This is a genomic window from Rufibacter soli (genome assembly GCF_054781795.1).
This window is the reverse complement of the sequence record NZ_BAAGTS010000002.1, coordinates 1,436,191-1,455,100: the sequence shown is the minus strand read 5'-3', so window position 1 is coordinate 1,455,100 and position 18,910 is coordinate 1,436,191. Positions and strand designations below refer to the sequence as shown.

Genomic DNA, 18,910 nt, shown 5'->3' with positions numbered 1-18,910 from the left:
CTTTGCAGTAGCTTCTGCTATATTTCATGGTTAAACGCTTTCTTTTGCTTATAACAGATGGAAATTACTTATTACGGACAGTCTTGTTTTCTCATGGACCTGGGGGGTACCAAAGTTCTCTTTGACCCTTTCATCACTCCTAATCCCCTGGCCTCTGAGATAGACATTGATTCTATAGAATGCGATTACATACTGCTCTCGCACGGGCACGCAGACCACGTGGCAGATGCAGAATACCTTCTTAAGAAAACTGATGCTACCCTGGTAGCTACCTTTGAGATTGTGAGTTGGTACCAGAAAAAAGGCATAAAGAAAGTACACCCTATGAACGTGGGCGGCAAGGTGCACCTTCCCTTCGGGACGTTGAAAATGGTGAACGCCATCCACTCCAGTTCTTTGCCAGACGGTACCTACGCCGGCACCGCCGCAGGTTTTGTGGTGGAGAGTGCTGAGAAGTCTTTCTATTACGCCGGAGACACCGCCCTGCACATGGACATGAAACTACTGGCCGAGCGTTTCCACCTGGATTTTGCGCTGCTGCCCATTGGTGACAACTTCACCATGGATGTGGAAGATGCCCTGGTAGCCGCCAATTACGTGAATGTGAAGAAAATTATCGGGATGCACTATGACACCTTCCCGTACATAGAAATTGATCATGTGGAGGCGCTGGAACTAGCCCGGCGCCAGCAGAAGGAGTTGATTTTGATGGAGATTGGTCAAACTTTAGAACTGTAACCTGTAGAATGGGAAAAATAATTGCCGTTGCCAACCAGAAAGGCGGGGTAGGGAAAACCACCTCGGCCATTAACCTGGCAGCCAGCTTAGCCGCTTTAGAATTTAAGACCCTGCTGGTAGATGCTGACCCGCAGGCCAACGCCACCTCTGGCATAGGGTTTGACCCCAAAGACATTGAAAACAGCATCTATGAGTGCATGGTAGACGGAATCAAGGTGGAGGACATCATCCTTTCCTCGCCTATTGATTTTCTGGACCTCATCCCTTCGCACATTGATCTGGTGGGGGCCGAGGTTGAGATGATCAACCTGCCCAACCGCGAAGACAAGATGAAACAGGTGCTGGTGCCCCTGAAGGAGAAATATGATTTCATTATCATTGACTGCTCTCCTTCCCTGGGCCTTATCACAGTTAACTCGCTTACCGCCGCAGACTCAGTGATTATTCCGGTGCAGTGTGAGTACTTCGCCCTGGAGGGTTTAGGAAAGCTGTTGAACACCATCAAGATCATCCAGAGCCGCCTAAACCCAGATTTGGAGATTGAGGGCCTGTTACTGACCATGTATGACGTGCGTTTGCGCCTGTCTAACCAGGTGGTAGAGGAAGTGAAGATGCACTTCCAGCAGATGGTGTTTGATACCATTATCCCGCGTAACGTGAAATTGAGCGAGTCGCCCAGCTTTGGGATTCCCGCCATTTTGCATGACGCCGAAAGTAAAGGGGCGATCAGCTACCTCAACCTTGCCCGCGAGATTGTAGAAAAGAACGGCGTGGCGGTTGCCCAGTAATATTTTTTAGAAGAGGAGAAGTACATGTCTGATAATTCAGCCAAGAAAAAACAAGGGGGCCTTGGAAGAGGCCTGAATGCGCTTATCTCGGGCAGTTATGACCGAAAACCAGAATCAACACCCACTCATCTTAACGTTGCTAACACCATCGCAGATATAGCTTTATCTCAGATTGAGACCAACCCCTTCCAGCCGCGTACCCACTTTGACCAAGTGGCCCTGGAAGAACTGGCTGAATCTATCCGCATCCAGGGAATTATCCAGCCCATTACCGTTAGGCAGCTGAACGCCGAGACGTACCAGCTGATCTCTGGGGAGCGGCGTTTACAGGCCGCCAAACTGGCCGGGCTTGACACCATTCCAGCCTATATCAGGAAAGCCGATGACCAGCAGATGCTGGAAATGGCCCTGATTGAGAACATTCAGCGGGAAAACCTCAACGCCATTGAGATTGCCCTCAGCTACCAGCGCCTGCTGTCTGAGTGTAGCCTAAAGCAAGAGGAACTAGGCGACCGCGTAGGCAAGAAGCGTACTACGGTGACCAATTACCTGCGCCTGCTCAAATTGCCGCCAGACATCCAGATCGGTATCCGGGACAACCTTATCTCCATGGGCCATGCCCGCGCCATCATTAACATTGATGACGTGGAGAAGCAGTTGGAGGTGTACCGCAAGATTGTAAACGAGGAATTGTCTGTGCGTAAGGTAGAGGAGTTGGTACGTAACCTGAACCTGGCCAACAAAAAACCAGATCCACAGACCAAACTAGACTTGCATCCGTTTGAGAATGAAGTGAAGCGGGTTGAATCAAGGCTATCCTCTTACTTTGGCACCCGTATCCATGTCAAGGCATCAGCAGAAGGAAAAGGCGAGATCAAGATTCCCTTTGTCTCTGTAGATGAACTGAACCGGATCCTGGAAATCTTAAACTACGCGTAACATGCGGCTGCTGGCGGCTCTTTCTTTCTGTCTTTTCCTTTATCTGGCTTCTGCTCCACAAAGCCAGGCGCAAGTAGTGACTGCTGGCCCAGACTCCGTCAAGGTCGCCACTCCGGCGGCCCTGGCCAAGGCAGATACTGCCCAAAAAGGATTCAGTCACTGGAGCCGCCCTGCCAAAGCTGCCTTCTATTCAGCGGTGGTGCCCGGCCTGGGCCAGGCCTACAACAAAAGCTACTGGAAAATCCCTCTGGTGTATGCCACCGGTGGGTTGATTGGGTATTTCATCTATGACAACAACCGCAAGTACCAGGATTATTCCCAGGCGCTGCGCATTAGATTTGATGGTGACCCTTTAACCATAGACAAATACGCTGAGGACAACGTCTACGGGGAAGGCCGCGCCAATGACCAGGGAAGCCGCAACCTGCGCTCCTCCAAGGACTTCTTCCGGAAGTACCGTGATCTGGACATTATTCTGGCCGTGCTGGCCTGGGGCCTCAACGTGCTGGAAGCCCACGTAGACGCCCACCTCAAGGCCTTTGACGTAAGCGAAGACCTTTCTTTACATTTCTCCCCCGCCCTCAACCCGCTTACCGGAACGTCTTCCTATGCAGGAGGTGTCCGCATCCATCTTACTTTGAAATAAAACTATGCGCATTCTTCTCATCGGGTACGGCAAAATGGGTCAAACCATTGAGCGGTTGGCTGTAGCCAAAGGCCATGAAATAGTGGGGGCCCTTACCGTGCAGGATGCAGATAAGCTAGCCACCTATACCGCAGACCAGGTAGACGTAGCCATTGAGTTCACCAGCCCAGATGCGGCCGTGGGCAACATTCTTACCTGCTTTGAGAAAAAGATACCTGTGGTGGTGGGCACCACGGGCTGGCTGGAGCACCTGGGCCAGGTAAAGGAGAAATGCCAGCAGTTGCAAGGTACCCTTTTCTATGCGTCTAACTTTAGCGTGGGGGTCAACTTGTTTTTTCACTTTAATGAGTACATTGCCCAGAAAATGCGGCAGTACCCTGCCTATGGGGTAGAGGTAAAGGAAATTCACCATGTGCACAAACTGGACAAACCCAGCGGCACAGCCCTTACCATCGCCGACGGCATTTTAAAGCAATACCCAGAGAAGCAGGGTTGGATCAACGATGCCAGCTCTGAACCAGGTTTATTGGGCATTGTTTCTGAGCGCGAAGGCGAAGTGGTGGGTACGCATATAGTGAAATACACCTCAGAAAATGATACCTTTGAATTGCACCATGTTGCCCACACCCGCGAAGGTTTTGCCGCAGGCGCCCTTTTGGCCGCCGAGTGGTTGCCCGGCCGCCAGGGAATTTTTGGGATGACCGATCTGCTACAACTCTAATCACCCTTGCATGAGTATCCGTTTTTGGACCAAGAAAGAATCCAAGCCTAAAAAGAAGAAAGGCTTTTTCAGAGAATGGGGAGACGCCATTCTCTTTGCCGTTGTAGCCGCCACCCTTATCAGGTGGGCCACTTTTGAAGCCTATACCATCCCTACCCCCTCCATGGAGAAGTCTCTGTTGGTAGGCGATTATCTGTTTGTAAGCAAACTGCACTACGGCCCGCGCACGCCCATCACCCCATTGCAGGTGCCGCTTACCCACCAGACCATCTGGGGCACTAACATTCCCTCCTATTCAGACGCCATTCAACTGAAGTCTTACCGTTTGCCTGGTTTTACCACGGTAAAGAACAATGACGTGGTGGTCTTCAACTGGCCAGCAGACACCGGTCACCCCACCGACCTTAGAATGAACTACATCAAACGCTGTATTGGCATTGCGGGCGATAAAATTCAGATGAAAGACATGCGGGTGTACATCAATGACAAATTGGTGCCCGAACCAGACAAAGTACAGTACGCTTACGGGATATTGGCCAACACGCCTATCAACCCTAAGTTCTTTAAGGAAAACGACATCACAGATGTGCAACCCGCCTACGGGGGCGAAGCCTACATCATCAACACCACCCCAGCCACAGCTGCTAAGCTCAAAACCTTTGACTTTATTAAGGAAGTGGTGCTGTACAAAGATAGCATTGGGTCAATCAGAGCAGATATCTTCCCGTTCAAGCCCTCTATGTACCCGTACAATAAGGATAACTTCGGGCCCTTCGTGATCCCTAAGGAAGGCATGACCGTTGACATAAATGCCAAAACCATTCCTTTCTATGAAATGGTGATCCGGAAGTACGAAGGACATGACAAAGTGGAGGTAAGCGATGACAAAATCCTCATTGACGGAAAGGAAATCAAGCAATACACCTTCAAACAGAACTACTACTGGATGATGGGTGACAACCGCCACAACTCAGAAGACTCCAGATACTGGGGATTTGTACCGGCAGACCATATTGTAGGCAAGGCGGTAATGATCTGGATGTCGGCAGACCCTACGGAAACCCTTTTCAACAAAATCAGGTGGAACCGTATTTTCAAGACCATTGATTAATGGACCTGTTTTGAGGCTATTTTTCTAAAAACAGGCCCAAAACAGCTTCCCGCTTTTACCCAAAACAAAATAGCCGGCCCTTGCCGGCTATTTTGTTTTGGTACTTTCCTGGCTTCAGGATTAAAGTTAACTTGGCGGCAACTAATGGGTTTATGCTATGCGCGTTTTACATTCAATTCTGCTGGTCCTGGCTATTGGCTTCGGGTTCCCCTCCTTCAGCCAGTCTTCTGCTGTAGCAGATTCCTGGATAAGGGTTAACCAATTGGGGTATCTGCCCTCCGCCACCAAGGTAGCCGTGCTGGCCGCCAAAAAAGATATGGGTGCCCCTTCTTTCAGTGTGCATGATGCCCGCACCAACAAGGTGGTGCATAAAAGCAATAAGGTGAAACCCTACGGAGCATACACAGCATTTACCCACACCTACAGGTTAAACTTCTCTGGGTTTACCAAACCAGGCACCTACTACCTCAAAGTCAATGGCACACGGTCCCCAGACTTCCTAATTGACCAAAAGGTGTATGACCAGTCCGCTGATTTTGTCTTGCGGTACATGCGCCAGCAGCGTTGCGGCTTCAACCCTTTCCTGCGGGATTCCTGCCATACCAAAGACGGTTTTGCGGTATTCCACCCTAACCCCGCCCGTGACTCCTCTTACGTAGACGCCACCGGTGGCTGGCATGATGCCAGTGATTACCTGCAGTATGTGACCACCTCGGCCAATGCCACATTCCAAATGCTCTTTGCCTACCAACAAAACCCAGAGGCCTTTGGTGATGCGTTCCAGGCCAACGGGCTACCTGGAAAAAACGGCATCCCAGACATACTGGATGAAGCGAAATGGGGCCTGGACTGGCTCCTGAAAATGTATCCCTCGGCAGACGTCATGTACAACCAAATAGCCGATGACCGGGACCACGCCGGGTACCGCCTTCCCAATAAAGATCTGGTAGACTATGGCAAAGGGCCCGGCAACGGTCGCCCCGTGTATGCCGTGACCGGCAAGCCGCAAGGCTCCTTTAAAAACAAGAACCGTTCTACGGGGGTAGCCTCTACCGCTGGCAAGTTCTCCTCAGCCTTTGGGTTAGGGGCGCAGGTATTGGCTAGCCATATGCCTGCCTATGCCCGCCAATTGCAGGAAAAAGCGCAGCAAGCCTATTCCTTCGGCCTGGCCCGCCCCGGCGTAAACCAAACGGCCCCCGGCAAGGCTCCTTATTTCTATGAGGAAGACAACTGGGTAGATGACATGGAACTGGCCGCCGTGCAACTGCACCAACTCACGGGTAAACCCGAATTGCTGCAGAAGGCCGCCGAATTTGGACGCCAGGAACCCCTTACCCCTTGGCTAGGCAAGGATACTGCCCGCCATTACCAGTGGTACCCCTTCATCAACGTGGGCCATTATTACCTGGGCGCCTCCCAGGATGCCAAGGTAAGGCAGGAGTTCATCGCTAATCTGCGGAAAGGACTGGAAGCGGTGCAGGAGCGCGGCCAGGGCAACGCCTTCCTTATGGGCGTGCCTTTTATCTGGTGCTCCAATAACCTGGTTACCGGCCTGGCTACCCAAGCCAAGCTTTACCGCCAGCTTACCAATGACAACCGGTTTGTAGAATTGGAGGCTTCTTTGCTCGATTGGCTCTTTGGGGCCAACCCTTGGGGAACCAGCATGATCATTGGGTTACCTGAAAACGGCATCTATCCCAAAGACCCACATTCCGCGCTCACCACTTTACACCAGTACCGGTTAGACGGCGGCTTGGTGGACGGCCCCGTGTACGGCAGCATCTATAAAAACCTGCAGTACTTGCGGCTGCATCAGGCAGATGAGTTCGCGCCTTTCCAATCTGACTTGGTGGTGTACCACGATGACAATGGTGATTACTCCACCAACGAACCTACCATGGACGGGACCGCCAGTTTGAGTTACCTTTTGTCGGCGCTTCAGATGGAAGGCAAAGGAAAGGCCGGAGGTGCCAGAAAAAAGTAAGTACCTACTTGGGGGCCATAACCAGGGGCGACAGCACAAAAAAGCAGCTGACCCTGGTCTTTACCGGCCATGAGTTTGCTGATGGCTACGTGTCCATTAGAAAAGCTCTAAAGAAGCACCGGGTAAAGGCGGCCTTCTTTCTTACCGGTGACTTTTACCGCAACCCTGCTTTCGCAACGGTGATCAAAGGCTTGAAAAAGGACGGGCACTACCTGGGGGCGCACTCAGACAAACACCTACTGTACGCCGATTGGCAGAAGCGAGACTCCTTACTGGTCACCAAAGGGCAATTTACCGTAGACCTGCTCTCCAACTACATTGAGATGGAACGCTTCGGGATAAAGGAGGCCCAAGCCCCATATTACCTGCCGCCCTATGAGTGGTACAATCAGAAAATAGCCGACTGGACGCAGGAAATGGGCCTAACCCTGGTTAACTATACCCCAGGCACGCTGTCGCACGCAGACTACACTTTTCCCAGCCTGGGTAAACAATACCGGTCTAGCCAAGTAATTCTGGATTCTATTCTGGACCGGGAGCAGAAGAGCCCCAAAGGGCTGAACGGTTATCTGCTTTTCCTCCACCTGGGCACAGATCCACAGCGCACCGATAAATTTTACCTGCAGCTGGATTCCCTGCTTACTGAGCTGAAGAAACGAGGCTATTCCTTTGTCTCCCTGCAGAAGGTTCTACAATAACTTCTGTTTTGGGCCTGTTTTCAGAAAAACATGCCCAAAACAGAATTCCTGCTACCAGTCAATCTCGGGTTGCCCATGCGCTTTCAGGTAGGCATTGGCCTTGCTGAAGTGCCGGGTCCCGAAGAAGCCTTTGTCAGCGGCGAAGGGTGATGGATGCGCAGCTTTTAGAACCAGGTGCTTTTTCTCGTCAATGATGAGGCCTTTCTTCTGGGCATAGGCGCCCCAGAGCATGAACACCACGTGGTCTTTCTTATCAGACACTTTCTTGATGACGGCGTCTGTGAACTCCTCCCACCCTTTCTTTTGGTGCGAACCGGCCTGGTGGGCCCGGACGGTAAGGGTGGCATTCAAAAGTAGTACCCCCTGCTCGGCCCAGCGCTCCAGATTGCCGGTCTTGGGAATGGGCTTACCCAGATCTGCCTCTATCTCTTTGAATATGTTAACCAGGGACGGGGGTGAGCGCATGCCTTCTGCCACCGAGAACGCCAGGCCGTTAGCCTGGCCCTGCCCGTGATAAGGATCCTGCCCTAGAATCACCACCCTCACTTTGTCAAAAGGGCATTCTTCAAAGGCGTGGAAGATCTGCTTGCCCGGTGGGTACACCTCGGTGTTGGCATATTCAGACTTTACAAATTGGATGAGATCCTGGAAGTAAGGCTTCTGGAATTCGTCTTCCAGCACCTTCTGCCAGCTACTTTCAATTTTTACCTGCATAGAGGAGATACTTTTTTAAGGTTTTTAGCGTATTTTTAGGGAAGAATCCGGCTGGCAAAACTAATCTGCCAGAAAGCCTGTTCCTAGTATACAAAATAAAGGCACGCATGGATACGAAAACCACCCAAGGAGTCACTGTCAACGTCACGACAAATTACCTCCCTGACTATTCCAGTCCGGCCCAGCAGCACTTTGTCTTCGCGTACAAGATCACCATACAGAACAACAGCGAATTTACGGTAAAGTTATTACGCCGCCACTGGCATATCTTTGACTCCAACAATGAAATAAGGGAAGTAGAGGGCGAAGGCGTAGTAGGCCAGCAGCCCGTGCTGGAGCCCGGTGAAAGCCACCAGTACGTTTCTGGCTGTAACCTCAAAACCAGCATTGGCAAGATGGCCGGCACGTACCTAATGGAACGGCTAGTAGATGGCAAGCAGTTTCAGGTTACCATTCCGGAGTTCACCCTTATCATCCCGTATAAACTCAACTAATCCCACTTCTGGTTTGCAGCACGCCGCCATGATTTACAGGTACGCCTCCTTCTGGTGGCGTTCAGGGAATGCGCATGGTTTGCACTCCCCTTTTGTCTTCAATCTCTATTGCCACATCATCCATCACAAGGGCCATTTTCCGGCCTATGACACGGTAGAAGCCCTGCGCCAACGGTTGTTAGAGGACCAAACCGTACTGGAGGTCACTGACTTCGGGGCTGGCTCCCACGTGGGCGCTACCCGCCAAAGAAAGGTGGCTGACATTGCCCGCACGGCCGCCAAACCCGCCCGCCTGGGGCAACTGCTTTTCCGGTTGGCCAACCATTTTCAGCCGGCCACTATATTGGAGTTAGGTACCTCTTTGGGCCTCACCAGCGCCTACCTGGGCCTTGCCCACCAAAACTCTGACTTGTATACCTTTGAGGGCTGCCCTGCCATTGCCGCCCAAGCCAGAAAAAACCTGGACGCCTTGGGCTTGAACCAGGTAAAGATTGTGGAGGGAAATCTGGACCAGACCCTTTCCAAGACGCTGCAAAGGTTAGAGAAAGTAGACTTTGTATTTTTTGACGGTAACCACCGTCTTGAGCCTACGCTCCGGTACTTTGAGGAATGCCTCACCAAAGCCCACGAAGGCAGCGTGTTCATCTTTGATGATATCTATTGGTCTGGGGAAATGGAGCAAGCCTGGCAAAAAATAAAGCAGCACCCGCGGGTGCTGCTCACAGTTGACCTTTTCTATATGGGATTGGTCTTCTTTAGAAAGAACCAACCCAAGCAGCATTTCACGCTGCGCTTCTAGTCTTACTTTCTTTAAGAATGCGTTTCGGGCCTGTTTTACCAAAAACAGGCCCGAAACGCATTATGGCTATTCAAACTTAATGGCTTCTCTAATCCTGATCAGGCGGCGCATAAGCCCCTCTAGCTGCGCCAAGGGCAGCATATTGGCGCCGTCTGACCGCGCCGACATTGGGTCTGGGTGCGTTTCAATGAAAAGGCCATCAGCACCTACTGCAATGGCAGCCTTGGCAATGGTCTCAATCAAGGCGGGCCGGCCACCGGTTACGCCAGAAGACTGGTTGGGCTGCTGCAGTGAATGGGTTACATCCATGACCACGGGCACTTGGTTCTCGCGCATAACGGTGATGTTACGGAAATCCACGACCAGATCTGAGTACCCGAAGGAGTTCCCCCGGTCTGTGAGGATTACATTCCCGTTGCCAGATTCCTTCACCTTTTCCACGGCAAAGCGCATAGACTCCCCAGACAGGAATTGGCCTTTCTTAATGTTCACTACCTTGCCGGTCTCGGCGGCGGCAATCAACAAATCTGTCTGGCGGCAAAGAAACGCAGGAATCTGAAGCACATCTACAAACTCTGCGGCCATGGCTGCCTCATGGGCCTCATGGATATCGGTAACCGTAGGAATGCCGAAGGTCTTGCCCACTTTCTCTAGAATGCGAAGCGCTTTCTCATCGCCTATGCCCGTGAAAGAGTCTTTTCTGGATCGGTTGGCCTTGCGGTAAGACCCCTTGAAAATCAACGGAATCTGTAGGCGGTCAGAGATCTGTACCAGTTGCTCGGCTATCTCCAGGGCCATTTCTTCGCCTTCAATGGCGCAGGGGCCGGCCATGAGAAAGAAGTTACCGGAGGTGGTATGCTGTAAATTAGGAATGCTGATGATCATATCGTTTTACTCGTTATTTCCTGTGTAAACTTAGTACTGTACGCGTGAAAAAAAGAAGTGAAGGGCCAATGTGGCTTCCCTTAATTGCTACAAGTGTTTTGAGGCTGTTTTTCTGAAAACAGGCCCAAAACAGCCGCAGGCCAAAAGTACGCAATCTTACGCGATAAACTGAGGCCGTTCCCTTCTTTCCAGTTCCAGGAAGAGCTCACTCCCTTGGCGGGGCTTCACGGAATTGTAGCAGGGCTCAAAATGCAGAAACCTGAAGTAAGGCTCAAAATAGGCCTGGTATTCGGGGGCGCTGCCCCCAAACGGGGGGCCGGGGGCATTAAACTCCAGGGTAAACAGCACACCAGCCAATTTGCCTTCCGGCTTAAGCACCTCAAAAACCTGGCGGGCATAGGCGGGACGCATAGACCGGGGCAAGGCGCAAAAGAACGTCTGCTCCAAAAGCAGGTCAAAGGAACGGTGCTGCAAGGCAAAGAAATCTTTCTGCAGCAGGTGCTCTTCCGGAAAGGACGGCACCCGCTCCCTGAAATGGCGCAGCGGGTCGGCGGCAATGTCCAGTAGGTACACCTGGGTAAACCCCTGGAGGTGGAGGTATTCGGCCTCATACCCGTTTCCACCGCCCGGAATCAGGATTTTGAGGCTTTTGTCTGGCAGTTGGTCTACGTAGGCTTTAAGGGGCGGCGTGATGGCGCCAACGTCCCACCCGGTCTGTTGCTGGCGGTACCGTTGCTCCCAATAGTCTTGGTCTAGATTGGCTTCCTGGCTCATGGGCTGAAGTAAGTATTTTACCTCATAATTTGCAAAGGAATAGGAGAACCGTATTTTTGTAAGAATAGCTAGTGCCTAAATTCCATTAACCCATCCCAAAACCCGCCATGGCGAACGACACACTTGAGAAGGAAAACAACCGTACCCCTGAGAAGGATAGCAACCGAAAACTATTAGTTGTAGGCCTGATCATTGTTTTGCTCAGCATCAACGGCATCCTGATCTATATGCAGCAGCAGAAAACCCAGGAGAACGAGGAGCAGAAGGAGATCATCAAAGTAAAGAGCACCGAACTGGAAAACCAGATCAAAGTGTACGAGACCCTGAAATCTGACTACGAACGCCAGAGCGCCGAACTGAAGTCTATGGGCCTCACCAATGATTCTCTGGAATCCAGAATTGCCGCCATCAACAGTGACCTTGCCCAGTTGAGATCCTTCAGGAACAGTTCCTTCACCGTGGCAGATCAGAAACGGTTCCAGCAAAGGGCGCAGAGCTTGGAAATGGCCCTAAAAAAGAAAGACGAAGAAGTAGCCAAACTCCAAACCGATAACGAAGAACTGTTTACGGAGGTGAAAGGCCTGAAAACCACCCAGAACAAACTCGCAGATTCTATTACCACGCTTTCCACCAATAACACTGCCCTCTCTGAGAAGGTAGCTTTGGCGTCTAAGCTGGAAGCCCAGAACCTATCTGTGAGTATATTGAACGACCGCGGCAAGGAGAAAACCGATGACGAAGAAGAATACAAAGCCAAACGCGTAGATAAAATCAAACTGACGTTCAGGTTGGGCAAAAATGAGGTAGCCGCCAAAGAGAACAAAGAGATTCTTATGCGTCTGATTGAGCCAGACGGGTCTGCGCTTTACAACCTGGCTACCGGCTCCGGCACGTTTGAGTATGAAGGCAAGGAGCAGTTCTATACCGCTAAACGTGATATCGTCTTTGACAACACGCAACAGCAGGTTACCTTCATCTACTCTAAAGGCGCCCCTTTCAAAACCGGCAAGCATACCGTAGAATTGTATACTGAAGGCTACCTGATCGGGACCACGTCCTTCACGTTGAAATAAGCGTTTTAAGCCCGTTTTTATAAAAAGAGCCCCGAAACAGAAATGCTTCGGGGCTCTTTTTATAATGAGTTATGGAGTGAATGAGTGATTGAGAGAATAAATAGAATTTTATTTCATTCACTCATTCACTCAATCAATCATTCAATAAACTAGTCCAGCATAACTCTTCTGTCCTGGATTACTTTGAAATTCTCAATTAGCTTGATGGCTTCCGGAATGTCCTCTGAGAAGATGGTGATAAAGGAGTTTTTCTCGGCGTGCTCCAGTGCGTAGGCAATGGCAATCATTTCCTGCTGGATCACCTTCACTGGTTTAGCCGGGTCTACCTGCTTAATGCCTTCCAACACTATTTTGTTGATGTCTTCTGCAGAACGGCCCCGCAGGTCTTTGTCTGACCGGATGATGACCTCATCAAACATAGAGGCTGACAGTTTCCCTAGTTCCAGGATATCCTCATCACGGCGGTCTCCTACCCCAGCCACCACGCCCACGTGTTTGCGTGCGTCTACATTCTGCAGGAACTCAGCGATGCCTTTCATGCCCGCGGGGTTGTGCGCATAATCCACCAGCACCTCAAAGGTTGGGAACTTAAAGAGGTTCATACGTCCCGGGGTCTTGGCCGCCGAGGGCACAAAGGTGCGCAAAGCGGTCTTGATCTCAGAGATCTCAAATTGGGAGATATAGCCTGCCAGGGTGGCCGCCAGCACGTTCTCAATGTTGAATTTGGCCCTGCCCCCAAAGGTAAGCGGTATGTCTGCCACGCGGTCTACGCGTATTTTATAGGTGTTCTTAAAGATAGAGATAAAGCCGTTCTCAAATACCGCGGCCAGACCGCCCTGCGCCACATGCTTGAGAATACGCGGGTTGTTTTCATCCATGCTGAAGAAAGCCACCTTTGACTCAACGTCAGTGGCCATGGCGTACACGTTGTCATCATCTGCATTGAGGATGGCGTACCCGTTCTTGCTCACGCTTTTGGGCACCACCGCCTTCACGCGGGCCATGTCTTCCAGGGTGTAGATGTCGCGCAGACCCATGTGGTCTTCGGCCACGTTGGTTACAATGCCTATATCGCACTGCCGGAAGCCCAGGCCGGAGCGAAGCATGCCGCCCCGTGCGCACTCCAGCACAGCAAAGTTCACGGTGGGGTCTCGCAGCACAAATTCCGCGCTTTTAGACCCGGTGGTATCTCCTTTTTCCAGCATCTTGTCCTGGATGTAAATGCCGTCTGTGGTGGTGTAGCCTACCTTGAAGCCTTTGGACTTGACCATGTGTGCGATAAGGCGCGTGGTAGTGGTTTTTCCGTTGGTACCGGTAATGGCGATAATAGGAATACGGGACGGGCACTGCCCCGGGAAAAGCATGTCTATGACAGGTTCGGCCACGTTTCTGGGAAGCCCCTCTGTGGGCGATGTATGCATCCGGAAACCGGGCGCCGCGTTCACCTCTATGACTGCCCCCCGCGCCTCTGGCAAGGGAATAGCGATGTCTGAGGTAACCACGTCTATGCCGCAGATATCCAACCCGATGATACCAGCAATCCGCTCGGCCATGAGCACATTGTAGGGGTCAATGAGGTCGGTGACGTCAGTGGCGGTGCCCCCGGTGGAGAGGTTGGCGGTGCTTTTGAGGAAGAGCTCCTCACCCGCCGCCGGCACGCTTTCCAGGGTGTAGCCCATCTTCTCCAGCATGCCATAGGTGTCTTTGTCCAGGGTGATTTTGGTAAGCACCTTCTCGTGGCCTACCCCCCTGCGCGGGTCACTGTTGACCTGGTCAATGAGTTGCTGCACCGTAGAGGTGCCGTCTCCCAGCACCATGGCCGGCGTGCGTTTGGCCGCTGCTACAAACTTTTTGTTCACCACCAGCAAGCGGAAGTCATACCCTTCTATGAATTGCTCCACAATCACGGCCTTCTCGTCTTTGCAGTACTGCAGGGCCACTTCAAAGCCGCTCACGACCTCTTCCCAGGTCTTGAGGTTGATCCCCGCTCCTTTGCCGTGATTGCCGTCCAGGGGCTTGGTCACCAGCGGAAAACCCAGGTCCTTCACGGCCTGTTTGAGTTCCGCTAGGTCATACACGATATCTCCTTTGGGCACAGGCACGCCCGCTTCATAGAGCATTTCTTTGGTGGCGTTTTTATCACCGGCAATCTCAACCGCAAAAGAGGCGGTACGGCAGGTCATGGTAGCCTGAATGCGCTTCTGATTTACGCCGTACCCTAATTGGATAAGCGAGCTCTTGTTTAACCGGATGTAAGGAATGCCCCGGGCTACGGCCTCTGAGACAATGGAGTAAGTACTAGGGCCCAGGTGTTCATCTTCGCGTATCTCATGCAGCCTGTCTACATCCGGTGAAATATCATAGGGTTCATTTTTGGCTAGCGCCAGCACTATGCGCAATGCGGCATGGGCGGCGTATTCGCCGGCCTTTTCTTCCTGGTAGGAAAAGACCACGTATTCAAACCCTGGTTGCGGGGCATGGTAATTGCGCCCAAAGCCTGAGTTCATCCCGCCCAGGGTTTGGAGTTCCAGGGCCACGTGTTCTAACACGTTACTCAGCGGCACCCCAATTTCCTGTACGCGTTTCATGTAGCCACCCTCATGGCCTTCGGTGCTGCGGTGTTCAATTATGCCCGGGAACATCTGCTGTAGCCGTTCGGCAAAGCCAGGCAACTGCGTGGTAAGAACACCGGCGTATTCTTCCATGTCCAGTTTGAGCACTACAATTTTTGGGTGTTTAACTGACCAGTAATTTGGCCCACGCATGATGCGTAATTCCGCGATTTTCATAAAAAGGCTTCACCCCAAGGAGGGTGAATAGTTAAGAGTTGCTTTAAAAAACCTCAATTGTATAAGTATCTCCCTTTCCCAGCAGATGCACGGTCATGTCTCTGATGGTGACGGGCACTCCTTCTTTTACATCATAAATGTTGGTGTTAGTACTGTATCTTCCGTCTACCACCATTACCAGCCCGCTCCCTACTACTTCCATCTCACGGCCTTTCTTCACCACCACGCCCGTATCTTCTTCTAATCCAATGCCAATAAAAGAGGGGTTGGTGGCAATCATTTGTGACATACGCACAATACGCCCCCGGGAGATAAAATGCGTGTCAATGGCTACATCATTCAACAGCTCCAGCCCCGTGGTAATGCTTACGGTTCCTTTGATGAAACCGGCATCATCTCTGCCTTGGTAGATCATTTGGGTAGACATGGCGGCGGCCCCGGCACTGGTTCCCGCCACCACCAGCTTTTCCTTGTAATACCGTTCCTTTATCAGGCGCATAATTTCAGTGCCGCCAAAAATGGAGGTGAGGCGCAGCTGGTCACCGCCGGTGAACATGATTCCGGCTGCTTTTTCAATTACTTTAAGATACTCCGGTTTGCAGGAATCTTCTCTGGACCTAATATCCAGCACCTCTACGTTTTTTGCCTTCAGCTTTTTGAAAACCTCCACATAGGTTTTGCTTACCTCGTCGGGGGCGGCGGAGGCGGTGGGGATCACAACTATTAAAGGGTTTTTCCCGTGGAGTTCCTGGAGAAAACGCTCCAGAATTTCAGTCTTTTCAAAATTGATGTTACGTCCTTGATTGTCCTCTTCCTCGGGGCTTTCTCCCTTGTTCTCCTTCCCTCCTATGGCTATGACCGTTCCATTGGGGGTCTTGTATTCTATAGATTGCCTAGGCTTCTTCTCTTGTTCAGAAACTTTCACGCGCTTGCCGTATTAAATTCTTTTTTGGGCTCTCCTGTAGGTTAACAACTCTTGGTAAGGCTTACGCTTTTTCAAAAAATGTTAATCCAAACGCAAAGGCCAATCCTTCTCACATGAATTTGATAATTGATGGTTTGATTACGAAAAATAACCTCAAAAGATTAGCCAGCGGCTATATATGTGTTTTACCACAAAACCACGCTGTGGAAACTACGAAGGCCGTTTTAAAACGAACAACCCAAGTGTAAGAGAGACAGGGAGAAAGCAGAAATGGAGACGAAAAAGTAAACGGAAAAATGTTTACCAATTCTTTACCAATAAAAGGCCTTGAAAACGAAAAACCCGCTTTGGAGTGGTTCCAAGCGGGTTTTTGTTCCTTTGTTGAGGTAACGAGCGGATTCGAACCGCTGTACGAGCTTTTGCAGAGCTCTGCCTAGCCACTCGGCCACGTTACCGTGATTGGGAATGCAAATATACACATCTTTTAATGCTGGCACAACCTGAGGGCCCTTTTTTTGGGTAAGGACCAAAAAAAGAGCCCCTGTAAAACAGGGGCTCCCTTATAGACAGGTAGTTACCTACCCAAAAATTATTCAGCAGTTTCAGTAGATTCTGCTTCAGTAGATTCAGCATCGGCTGGTTTAGCAGTGCGGGCCTGAGCCGCGGCAGCTAACTTCTTCTCACCGGCTTCTTTTTCGTTTTCCATCATCTGGTCTTTCAAGGCAGACAGGGCATCCAGGTCACCTAAAGTAGAACGAACTTCGTCTTTCTTAGGGGCGGCAGGAGCAGCTGCTTTGGCAGTACCAGCGGCAGGAGCATCTTTCTTCTCAAATTTCTTACGCTTGGCATCCTCTGGCTGGGCAGTGTGAATGGCAGTGTGAGACAAGATGATTTTGCGGTCATCTTTAGAGAACTCAGTTACTTTGAAATCAAGTTGCTCACCAGCTTCAACGGCAGAACCGTCTTCTTTGGTCAAGCCTTTAGGGAAAGTGAATCCTTCAATACCGTAAGGCAGTTCCAGGGTGGCACCACGGTCAGATTTCTCCAATACGGTGGCTTTGTGGGTAGAACCTACAGTGAAGACAGACGCGAAAGTATCCCATGGATTTTCTTCCAGTTGCTTATGGCCTAAGGCCAGACGGCGGGCAGAAGCGTCCAGTTCCAGAACTACTACGTCTAAGTTGTCACCAACTTTCACAAACTCAGATGGGTGCTTAATTTTCTTGGTCCAAGACAGGTCAGATACGTGTACCAAACCGTCTACACCTTCTTCCAGCTCAATGAACAGACCAAAGTTAGTCAGGTTTCTAACCACACCTGTGTGCTTAGTTCCAACGGCATACTTAGTCAATACATCTTGCTTGGTCCAAGGATCTTCAGACAATTGCTTAATGCCCAGAGACATTTTGCGGTCGTTACGGTCCATAGTCAACACAACAGCCTCAATCTCATCACCTTGTTTGATGAAGTCTTGTGGGTTGCGCAGGTGCTGAGACCATGACATTTCTGACACGTGGATCAAACCTTCTACGCCTGGCATCAACTCTAAGAACGCACCGTAATCGGCTACGTTTACAATCTTGCCTTTCACGCGTGAGCCAACTTCTACTTCGGCTGGAAGGGCATCCCAAGGGTGAGCAGTCAATTGCTTCATACCCAAAGAAATACGTTTCTTGTCGTCGTCGAAGTCCAGAACTACCACGTTTACCTTCTGGTCTAGCTCCAACACCTCTTGCGGGTGGTTGATGCGGCCCCATGAAATATCCGTGATGTGCAACAGACCGTCTACACCACCAAGGTCGATGAACACACCGAAGTTGGTCATGTTTTTGATCACACCTTCCAGAACCTGACCTTTTTCCAGGTTGTTCAGGATGGCGGCGCGCTGCTGCTCCAGATCTTTCTCGATCAGGACTTTGTGCGATACTACTACGTTATCAAAAGCGGCGTTGATTTTCACCACTTTCACTTCCATCTTACGACCAACATAAATGTCGAAGTCGCGGATTGGTTTCACGTCAATTTGTGAACCTGGTAAGAAGGCCTCAACACCATAAAGGTCAGTAATCAAACCACCTTTGGTACGGCGCTTCACAACACCTTCAAGAACAGTGTCGTTCTCAAGCGCGCTATAAATTCTTTCCCAAGCCTTAACGATTTTGGCTTTCTTTCTAGACAGGATCAACTGACCGTTAGGGTCTTCCTGGTCTTCAATGAAAACCTCAACCTCGTCACCGATTTTCAGATCCGGCATGTCACGGAATTCTGATACCGGCACCAGACCATCAGATTTAAACCCGATGTTCAGGATAACGTCGCGATCAGTGATACCAACAACGGTACCTTTAATCACTTCCTCTTCCTGAACGGTGTTCAGGGTGTCGGCATACATTTGTTCCATTTCGGCTCTCTGCGCAGCAGAGTAGCTTCCACCGAAACCCTGAGACTCAAATTGGTCCCAGTTAAAATCATCTACATTTGCCATATTACTATGCTGGCTCACCTTTTATAACCTCTAGCCACAGAGCCACTTAGCTAAAGGTGCTTTATTTTAACGTATCTGCGGTTTGCACCCCAGATGCCTTCACCTTGAAGGCGGCGCAAAAGTACTAAACATTCCCGTAAAAACCTTCATTACCAGCAGATTTAACCTTGGAAGAGTTCTGAGTCTTGAGTTGTGAATCTTGAGTCCTGAGTTGTGTAATTTAAGAACTGGTTGAAATGGTTTGGGGCGGTTTTCAGAAAAACGGCTCTAAAACGCCCTCGGGCCTAAGCGGACGGTTTGGGCGTGAACAAGCCAAATGGAAACGGTATAAGGCTTCATTTAAGGCC

17 protein-coding genes and 1 tRNA gene are annotated in these 18,910 nt (G+C 50.7%); 11 read left to right on the top strand and 7 right to left on the bottom strand.

Annotated elements, in window-relative coordinates; genetic code table 11:
- Positions 1-57 precede the first annotated feature (57 nt).
- From ACYVJQ_RS07990 to ACYVJQ_RS07955, 8 genes are all read left to right on the top strand, one after another.
- On the top strand, positions 58-738 hold the full coding sequence (locus ACYVJQ_RS07990; protein ID WP_460892549.1) for a metal-dependent hydrolase: 681 nt from the start codon (positions 58-60) through the stop codon (positions 736-738).
- Between the two features lie 8 nt (positions 739-746).
- Complete coding sequence (locus tag ACYVJQ_RS07985) at positions 747-1,526, top strand: ParA family protein (RefSeq protein WP_460892548.1); 780 nt, start codon at positions 747-749, stop codon at positions 1,524-1,526.
- 24 nt (positions 1,527-1,550) lie between these two features.
- The gene (locus ACYVJQ_RS07980; protein WP_460892547.1) at positions 1,551-2,465 is read left to right on the top strand and encodes a ParB/RepB/Spo0J family partition protein; all 915 of its coding nucleotides are present in this window, start codon (positions 1,551-1,553) and stop codon (positions 2,463-2,465) included.
- A 1-nt stretch (position 2,466) separates the two neighbouring features.
- Complete coding sequence (locus ACYVJQ_RS07975; protein ID WP_460892546.1) at positions 2,467-3,111, top strand: DUF5683 domain-containing protein; 645 nt, start codon at positions 2,467-2,469, stop codon at positions 3,109-3,111.
- Between the two features lie 4 nt (positions 3,112-3,115).
- Positions 3,116-3,832 carry a 4-hydroxy-tetrahydrodipicolinate reductase gene (dapB, locus tag ACYVJQ_RS07970; RefSeq protein WP_460892545.1) on the top strand — a complete coding sequence of 239 codons (717 nt, stop codon included), beginning with the start codon at positions 3,116-3,118 and terminating at the stop codon, positions 3,830-3,832.
- 10 nt (positions 3,833-3,842) lie between these two features.
- A complete protein-coding gene (lepB, locus tag ACYVJQ_RS07965; protein WP_460892544.1) occupies positions 3,843-4,943 on the top strand; it encodes a signal peptidase I in 1,101 nt (366 codons plus the stop codon).
- 157 nt (positions 4,944-5,100) lie between these two features.
- Positions 5,101-6,927: a glycoside hydrolase family 9 protein gene (locus ACYVJQ_RS07960; RefSeq protein ID WP_460892543.1), complete on the top strand. Its 1,827-nt coding sequence runs from the start codon at positions 5,101-5,103 to the stop codon at positions 6,925-6,927.
- Between the two features lie 8 nt (positions 6,928-6,935).
- Positions 6,936-7,625, top strand: coding sequence for a polysaccharide deacetylase family protein (locus ACYVJQ_RS07955; protein ID WP_460892542.1), 690 nt, complete (start codon positions 6,936-6,938; stop codon positions 7,623-7,625).
- A gap of 51 nt (positions 7,626-7,676) precedes the next feature.
- Here ACYVJQ_RS07955 and ung read toward each other — a convergent pair whose 3' ends face one another.
- Positions 7,677-8,339 carry a uracil-DNA glycosylase gene (ung, locus tag ACYVJQ_RS07950; RefSeq protein WP_460892541.1) on the bottom strand — a complete coding sequence of 221 codons (663 nt, stop codon included), beginning with the start codon at positions 8,337-8,339 and terminating at the stop codon, positions 7,677-7,679.
- A 107-nt stretch (positions 8,340-8,446) separates the two neighbouring features.
- On the opposite strand from ung, the gene apaG reads away from it, so the two are divergent.
- Together apaG and ACYVJQ_RS07940 are read left to right on the top strand one after the other, a co-directional pair.
- Positions 8,447-8,833, top strand: coding sequence for a Co2+/Mg2+ efflux protein ApaG (gene apaG / locus ACYVJQ_RS07945; RefSeq protein WP_460892540.1), 387 nt, complete (start codon positions 8,447-8,449; stop codon positions 8,831-8,833).
- 28 nt (positions 8,834-8,861) lie between these two features.
- Complete coding sequence (locus tag ACYVJQ_RS07940) at positions 8,862-9,632, top strand: O-methyltransferase (protein WP_460892539.1); 771 nt, start codon at positions 8,862-8,864, stop codon at positions 9,630-9,632.
- A 66-nt stretch (positions 9,633-9,698) separates the two neighbouring features.
- Here the strand turns inward: ACYVJQ_RS07940 and kdsA are convergent, their stop codons facing one another.
- Both kdsA and ACYVJQ_RS07930 read right to left on the bottom strand, forming a co-directional pair.
- A complete protein-coding gene (kdsA, locus tag ACYVJQ_RS07935) occupies positions 9,699-10,517 on the bottom strand; it encodes a 3-deoxy-8-phosphooctulonate synthase (protein WP_460892538.1) in 819 nt (272 codons plus the stop codon).
- A 156-nt stretch (positions 10,518-10,673) separates the two neighbouring features.
- Positions 10,674-11,291 (bottom strand): methyltransferase domain-containing protein, encoded by a 618-nt coding sequence (locus tag ACYVJQ_RS07930; protein ID WP_460892537.1) that lies wholly within the window; start codon positions 11,289-11,291, stop codon positions 10,674-10,676.
- A gap of 107 nt (positions 11,292-11,398) precedes the next feature.
- Here ACYVJQ_RS07930 and ACYVJQ_RS07925 point away from each other — a divergent pair, with 107 nt between their 5' ends.
- Positions 11,399-12,364, top strand: a complete 966-nt coding sequence (locus ACYVJQ_RS07925; protein ID WP_460892536.1) for a hypothetical protein — start codon at positions 11,399-11,401, stop codon at positions 12,362-12,364.
- 149 nt (positions 12,365-12,513) lie between these two features.
- On the opposite strand, the gene cphA is transcribed toward ACYVJQ_RS07925, so the two are convergent.
- The 4 genes from cphA to rpsA form a co-directional block, all read right to left on the bottom strand.
- Positions 12,514-15,153, bottom strand: coding sequence for a cyanophycin synthetase (gene cphA, locus ACYVJQ_RS07920; RefSeq protein WP_460892535.1), 2,640 nt, complete (start codon positions 15,151-15,153; stop codon positions 12,514-12,516).
- 43 nt (positions 15,154-15,196) lie between these two features.
- On the bottom strand, positions 15,197-16,078 hold the full coding sequence (locus tag ACYVJQ_RS07915; protein ID WP_460892534.1) for a cyanophycinase: 882 nt from the start codon (positions 16,076-16,078) through the stop codon (positions 15,197-15,199).
- Between the two features lie 384 nt (positions 16,079-16,462).
- Positions 16,463-16,533, bottom strand: a tRNA-Cys gene (locus ACYVJQ_RS07910).
- A gap of 134 nt (positions 16,534-16,667) precedes the next feature.
- Complete coding sequence (gene rpsA / locus ACYVJQ_RS07905; RefSeq protein ID WP_460892533.1) at positions 16,668-18,563, bottom strand: 30S ribosomal protein S1; 1,896 nt, start codon at positions 18,561-18,563, stop codon at positions 16,668-16,670.
- Positions 18,564-18,910 lie beyond the last annotated feature (347 nt).